This is a genomic window from Burkholderia sp. GbtcB21 (assembly GCF_019091065.1).
In the GTDB taxonomy this organism is placed as follows: domain Bacteria; phylum Pseudomonadota; class Gammaproteobacteria; order Burkholderiales; family Burkholderiaceae; genus Burkholderia; species Burkholderia pyrrocinia_C.
The window spans coordinates 1-6,366 of the sequence record NZ_JAGXKA010000046.1 but is presented as its reverse complement, the minus strand read 5'-3'; the positions used below and the strand labels follow the sequence as shown (position 1 = coordinate 6,366).

Here is a 6,366-nt window from a genome sequence, read left to right as displayed (position 1 = left end):
GGCTTGATCTTCGACAGATCGGTGCCGATCAGACGCGTGATCGCAGCGCGTACTTCCTCCGCCTTCGCAGGTTCGCCGCCTGCCTGCTCTTCAATGACGCGTTCAAGGAGGCTAACGGCGAACGTCACGCCACAGGCTTTGATGGCTTGCAGATCGCAGGGAGCCAGGAGGTAGGGTTGATCCTCTTGCCGTTGTGCGGCGACGGTGGCTTCGATCAGATTGCCGACATGACCCAGAGATTCGCCGGAAGCCTGCCGGACGAGTTCGACCAGATCCTGGCGATCGAAAAGGTCGGACACCGTTGGTGCGATGCAGGAGATATCGAATACTTCCCCGCCGCGAACAGCAACGACGCACGGTCCCGCGCCGTTTTTCGTTTGGCGCCACACGCGGCCAACGAGCAGGGCACCGTCGAGATCGTCAGGCAGATAGCTGGAATATGAGGTCATGAACGGATCCAATGTGCATTGAAAGTGCTGGCAATCGTAGCCACGATAAGGATGAAACTCTGGTGATGCTAGAAGCGGTGGACGATACCCGTGCTGCGGCGATTGACGATGATCGCTCGGCGCATGTATGTCGGCTGTCTCGCATTTTTCCTACGCTACAGATTTCCGACTAGGAAACGGGATCCAGTTCAATAGACACTCCGCCCTGTTGGGCCGAGGCGTAGGCTGCGTCCATGACTTGCATCATCAGCTCCGCATCCCGCAACGATGCGATCGGCTTTGCGCCGGTCTGACTTTCGGCGAGCACACGCTTGACGAACACGGGGTAATAGACGTCGGTCTCAAGCTGGAGCCGGCGGCTTCGCGTGCCTGCCGAAAGATGATTCCTGTCGCGGAACTCGATTCTGTCCGGGCCGGACTTCGCGTACATACGGTCCGAAGAAAGAGTGAAAGAAAATTCGCGCTGCTCGTCGACGGTACTGGGAAAGCTGTATCCCGTCTCCACCAAGCCGATCACGCCGTCTTCGGTTTGCAGGGTCACCAGCGAATAGTCTTCTATGGCACCTCGATGCGTCCTTGAGTTCATGACGGCGGAGACACGCGCAACCTCCTTGCCTGTGAGCAACCTGAACAAGTCGATGAAGTGTGTTGCCAAGTTGATTGTTGATCCGCCGCCGGAATATACGGGATCGATTGCCCAACCGGAGCCTGCGGCTTCGTATCGACTGGGCGGCCCGGCAACGAAGCGAAACGACATGTAGTTAAAGTCCGATGGTATGCGCCCCTCCGCTTCTTCAAGTGAGCCGAGCAACTCGCTCATCCGGAAGATTAACGGCACCGCGCAGTAAAGATTCGCTTTCTCGGCCAGTGTGCGAAGCCGGCTGACTTGGGACATGTTGACGCCGCACGGCTTCTCTAACGCGAACGGAATGTTCCGCGCGATTACGGCCTCGGCGAGCGCCGGCATTTCGGAATGGCGCCCGAACACAAACGCGAAATCGACCTCCTCGTGCTCAAGCAACTCGTAGGCCGATGAGTACAACTTGCTTCCGAATCGTGCCGCAATCGCCTCGCCCTTCACTCGCTCCGCGTCTGACAGGGCAACCACCTCAATCCCGGGCGCGTCGAGCGCATCAAGATACAGCGGGACATGCCAATGGCTGGCCTCCAACAAGGCAACTTTCATACATGTTCTCCTTCGCAATTTCCCACGAATTTTTCAATCCGGATTCGCAGGTAACAACTGGTCGCTTCGGGCATATTTCGCAATTCCGCATCACGACCGTCGGCTTTTGCCTCGCTGTTCATTTCAGGCTCTCGTCCCTTGTTGAGCGGCCATCGGGGCAATAGTCGAACCCGAGGAAGCGCAGCGCGTACAAAGCCTGTCCTTGATGCATTGGACCGCCGTCCTGGGTACGGCATCCACGTGCCTGCGCGGCTCGGAGGAGCGGCGTCGGCTCGGGCGCATTAATGATGTCTACGACGATGGTGCCGGGTGCGAGCCGCTGCGGATCAACCGGCATGGCATCGTTCGCTTTCATGCCGAGCGGGGTGGCATTGATCACAACCTCGAAACCATGCGGATCTGATGGTCCTGAACGTGCAGTACAGCCCGTTCCTGCGGCAACAGCCGCCGCAAGATCCCTGGCGCGGTGCTCATCGACATCGGAGATGGTCAGCTTGCCAGCGCCTGCGGAAGCGACTGCAAATGCGATCGCTCTACCGGCGCCTCCTGCGCCGACGAGAAGCACCGACTTATTCGCCGGATGGTTGCCTTCCCACTGCATCCCGAGAACGCAGCCGACGCCATCGGATATCGCGCCGACCCAGCGTCCATCCGTGTCGCAGCGGATGACGTTGAGCGCGCCGACCTGACGAGCGGTCGAATCCAGCTCGTCGACAAATGCGAGCATCCGTTGCTTATAAGGCATTGTGACCAGCATGCCGGACAGATTGCCCATCGCTCGTGCACCGCTGACGAAGGCCAACAGGTTATCTTCCTTGACCCAGAAAGGAACGCAAACCGCGTCGGCTCGCTGTTCGACAAACAGCCGGTTCAACAGTTGTGGCGACTTCGCCGCGCTCAGCGGGTCGCCTACCAATCCATAGAGTCGCGTTGTGCCCGAGATATGTGGTTGCATTGCGGCTTGATGTTCAATGTAAAACGACGGTCAATTCGAGCACATTCGTTACGGCGTACGCGTCGGAAGTGCACGTTTGCGTGGGATGTCCAACTTGCGTTGCGCCCACGCAGTGGTAACGCCGTGCAAGCGACTGGCGGCGGCTTAAGAGCGCGCGCTATTGGCAAACTCGGGCTCATGGGTGGCCTTGCTCGTCGCGGACATGGCTTCACTGCGCAGGCGTTCATACTCTGCCTTCGGTACAGGAGTCGCGTTGCGGTCTCCAAGATCGGCAAGGCGAATACGGTACGTTTCCCGAGTGGTGAATGCGGCAATCGCAGCAACCAAACAGATGCCGAATGTGAGAACACCGATCTTCAGCGGGATGTTGGTGGCCCCCGGAGGCGCGACTGCTACGAAAAGCGACGGCAGCAACGCACACAAGGTCGTCCCTACGTTTTGTCCGATCGCCATGCCGGAGACACGCACGCGCGTGCGGAACAGTTCGGGGAAGAGGCTCGGGAACACGCCGTTGAAGCCTTGATACGCGACGCCCCACATGAGCACTGAAAAGACCAGCGAGAGCCAAATACTGTGGATGCTGATGGCATACAGGTAGCCGAAGGAGAGGATCCCGGAGCTGACAACGCCGACCAGAACCGGCGGCCTGCGACCAATCTTGTCCGAGAGGTTGCCGACGAGGGGGATCAGTATTACGGAGCAAAGGTTGCCGAGGACCGGCACCCACAGATAGACGGCAGCAGGAAAGCCAATACCGTACGCCGGCTGGACTGCATAGGTCGCGCCGAAAACAGTCGCCAGGAGCGCGGTGACCGCGGCAAGTGCCATGCCGACAACGCGCAAGACATCGCCCCAACTCTCGCGCAGGACCTCGATGACCGGAGAGGAAGAAACTTCTCCGTGTGCCTGTTCTTCAGAAAAAGCAGGGGTCTCATCGACCTGGCGGCGAATGATGTAACCCGCGATGATCACGACGATACTCAGCAGGAACGGAATGCGCCAACCCCAGGAAGCAAACTGATCCTTCGGCATGAAGTGGGCGAGCGGCAAGAAGACGCCTGCCGCGAGGAGTTGCCCTGCCTGAACTCCTTGGAGGGTAAAGCTTGCAAAGTATCCACGCCGTCCGAACGGCGCATGTTCAAGAATCATGGAGCTGGCACCGGACATCTCTCCCGCGACCGCGAATCCCTGGATGAGCCGCAGGATGACCAGCAGCACCGGCGCCCAGATGCCGATCTGCTGGTAGGTGGGCAAAAGGCCCACACACATCGTTGCGACCCCCATTAATAGCATGCAGAAGATCAGCACCGTCTTGCGGCCGTGGCGGTCGCCGAGGTGGCCAAGCACCATGGCTCCTATCGGTCGGGCGACATAGCCGACACCGAAGGTCGCCAGCGATGCGACGATGCCTACCGTTGGATTGTGAGACGGAAAGAAGAGTTGCGGGAATAACAACGACGCTGCGGTCGCGTAGATGAAAAAGTCGTAGTACTCGAGCGCTGAGCCGATCCAACCACTGGCTGCTGCGATCTTCGACTGGCGCTTGCCGTGGGGCTTAGCCGGTGCTTGTGCGTTCATGCCTGTCTCCATGGTGATTGACTTTCCGGTGCTGTCGGTCTATTGTTGTAACACCGTTCCAATAGGAAGGATGTTACTCACATTATGAGAGTTGTCAAGGGAGCAGTTGACCGATCGCTTCAGGCGATCGAGTTGCTCGCACGTGAGGCGCGCTGGATGCGTATGTCCGATATCGCCGCTGAACTCGAGCTCGAGAAAGGACCGGCCCATCGAGTACTTGCGCAGTTGTGCGAGCAGGGCTGGGCTGAACAGGACGAACACACTTCGCAATACCGTCTGACTTTGAAGCTTTCCTTGCTTGGTCAGCGGTACTTGCATGGGCTTGGCTTACCGGGCCTGGTGCAGCCGATCCTCGATGACGTCGCGGCTCAGTGCCGCGAACTGGTCAGGCTGACGGTCGTCAGCGAGGGAACACTCGCGTGGCTGGCGTCCTCCCAAGGCGCGGCGCCGGGTCTCATGTATTCGCCGTCCATGGATAGCCCGATTACGTTGCATGCAACGGCGAACGGGAAGGTGTGGCTAGCGTCGATGACAAACGACCAGGCGGTCGAATGTGCATTGCGTGGCGGACTCGGAAAAGCTGCCGCCAGCACATGCGGGCCGAAGGCAATCACCAGCATCGAGCAGTTGATTCCTGCATTGGAATTGACGAGGCAGCGCGGCTACGGGCTTGTCGTAGAAGAAGCAGAACCGGGCGTTGCTGCTTTGGCGGTGCCTGTGAGGTCGCTGACCGACGGTACGGTGGTCGGCACGATGAGCATTGCTGGACCGGTAATGCGAGTTCAGCCCGAGCGTTACGACGACTTCTATGCGCTGTTGAAAGAAGCGGCTTCGAAGCTAGGTGCGGTATGGCCGCGTCAAAGCGTTGGTGCCAACGTAATCGAGGCAGCATGAGCGTGCCAGCCGCAACACAGGCTGCCGAGGCTATCGCCGGCCCACGTGAACAGGCAGCACGCATTCTTGTGACAGCGCGCCGCAAAGGTGAGCTCGTCGAGCGGCTGCCTGTCGAATTGCTGCCTGCGAGTCTGGACGACGGTTTTGCAATCCAGCAAGAGGTCAGCCATCAGCTAGGCGGGCGGATCGGCGCATGGAAATGCGCGCTTCCGCAGCCGGGCAAAGTCATCGCCGCGCCGATCTATGACGCTGATATTCATCGAGGCGATGTATGTCACTTGAGTGGACCTCCGCTTGCCGTTGTGAGGGCGGAACCGGAGCTGGCCTGTCTGCTGAACCGCGACCTGCCCCCACGGCGCGAAGCCTATAGCGAAGCTGAAGTGCTCGACGCAATTGGGCACACGCACCTCGCGCTCGAATTGCTAGGCAGTCGTTATTCGCATCCCGAAACGCTGACGTTCGCTGAACTACTGGCAGACGGCCTCTTCAATGCCGGTCTTGTCATTGGACCCCAGGTTAATTCGATCGAGGGCGCGACGTTGGCCGATCTCCCCGTCGAATTCGACGTCAGTCTAGCCAGCGTCGGGCAAGAAGCAATCACGTTCGCTGGTCGCCACCCTGATTGCAGCATGCTGGCGCCGATTGTGTGGCTCACCAATTTTCTTCGTGTCCGCGGCCTCGGACTGCACGCGGGCCAGGCTGTGATCACCGGGTCTTACGCAGGTGTGCTGGAATTGCCAGTCGGCTGCGAGCTACGTGTGGGCTTCGGTAACCTCGGCACACTACCGATTACATTTTTCTCTTGATAGGAGTACTAGATGCGTCTCGTCCGTTTCGGCCAGCCTGGCCAAGAGCACCCGGGTATTATCGATTCGAGCGGCGCGATCCGCGATCTGACCGGCATCGTGGATGACATTGATGGAACGACTATCTCCCCAGTCGCGCTTGCAAAGCTGAGCGAACTCGATTTAGGTCGTCTGCCCGTCGTTGAAGCAGACACGCGTCTCGGCGCGTGCATCGGCAATGTCCGTAATCTCGTGTGCATTGGTCTGAACTACTCCGCTCATGCTGCTGAATCGGACACGCCGATCCCACGGGAACCTGTGGAGTTCAACAAGCATACCGGCTCCATCAGCGGCCCGAACGACCCGTTCATCTTGCCGGCAGACGCGCAAAAGCTGGATTGGGAGGTCGAACTCGGCGTAGTGATCGGCAAACCCGCGTGGCAGATCGACGAAGCCGATGCGCTGGAGCATGTGGCGGGTTACTGCCTTGCGAATGATGATTCCGAACGCGCGTATCAG

General features: G+C 59.2%; 6 protein-coding genes and 1 pseudogene. 3 read left to right on the top strand and 4 right to left on the bottom strand.

Going from position 1 to position 6,366, the window contains the following annotated elements; translation table 11 throughout:
* The 4 genes and pseudogenes from KVT39_RS35975 to KVT39_RS35960 all read right to left on the bottom strand — a co-directional run.
* Window positions 1–449: pseudogene (locus KVT39_RS35975) on the bottom strand (fumarylacetoacetate hydrolase); the annotation flags it as partial.
* A 169-nt stretch (window positions 450–618) separates the two neighbouring features.
* Entirely contained in the window at window positions 619–1,635 is a 1,017-nt protein-coding gene (locus KVT39_RS35970) for a Gfo/Idh/MocA family protein (protein WP_175749165.1), read from the bottom strand.
* A gap of 118 nt (window positions 1,636–1,753) precedes the next feature.
* Window positions 1,754–2,590: a shikimate dehydrogenase gene (locus tag KVT39_RS35965; protein WP_034182357.1), complete on the bottom strand. Its 837-nt coding sequence runs from the start codon at window positions 2,588–2,590 to the stop codon at window positions 1,754–1,756.
* A gap of 144 nt (window positions 2,591–2,734) precedes the next feature.
* Window positions 2,735–4,168 carry an MFS transporter gene (locus KVT39_RS35960; RefSeq protein WP_034182595.1) on the bottom strand — a complete coding sequence of 478 codons (1,434 nt, stop codon included), beginning with the start codon at window positions 4,166–4,168 and terminating at the stop codon, window positions 2,735–2,737.
* 84 nt (window positions 4,169–4,252) lie between these two features.
* Between KVT39_RS35960 and KVT39_RS35955 the strand changes: the two genes are divergently transcribed.
* From KVT39_RS35955 to KVT39_RS35945, 3 genes are all read left to right on the top strand, one after another.
* A complete protein-coding gene (locus KVT39_RS35955) occupies window positions 4,253–5,062 on the top strand; it encodes an IclR family transcriptional regulator (RefSeq protein WP_034182356.1) in 810 nt (269 codons plus the stop codon).
* Window positions 5,059–5,868, top strand: coding sequence for a 2-keto-4-pentenoate hydratase (locus KVT39_RS35950; protein ID WP_217591369.1), 810 nt, complete (start codon window positions 5,059–5,061; stop codon window positions 5,866–5,868). The genes KVT39_RS35955 and KVT39_RS35950 overlap by 4 nt, the downstream gene beginning before the upstream one ends.
* A 12-nt stretch (window positions 5,869–5,880) precedes the next feature.
* The coding region (locus tag KVT39_RS35945; RefSeq protein WP_217591368.1) for a fumarylacetoacetate hydrolase family protein at window positions 5,881–6,366 on the top strand (486 nt) is incomplete at its 3' end.

What these genes read in the sequence shown, in the direction of transcription:
- KVT39_RS35960 (WP_034182595.1), bottom strand. Translation starts at nt 4,168, where the DNA reads ATGAACGCACAAGCACCGGCTAAGCCCCACGGCAAGCGCCAGTCGAAG.
- KVT39_RS35955 (WP_034182356.1), top strand. Translation starts at nt 4,253, where the DNA reads ATGAGAGTTGTCAAGGGAGCAGTTGACCGATCGCTTCAGGCGATCGAG.
- KVT39_RS35970 (WP_175749165.1), bottom strand. Translation starts at nt 1,635, where the DNA reads ATGAAAGTTGCCTTGTTGGAGGCCAGCCATTGGCATGTCCCGCTGTAT.
- KVT39_RS35950 (WP_217591369.1), top strand. Translation starts at nt 5,059, where the DNA reads ATGAGCGTGCCAGCCGCAACACAGGCTGCCGAGGCTATCGCCGGCCCA.
- KVT39_RS35965 (WP_034182357.1), bottom strand. Translation starts at nt 2,590, where the DNA reads ATGCAACCACATATCTCGGGCACAACGCGACTCTATGGATTGGTAGGC.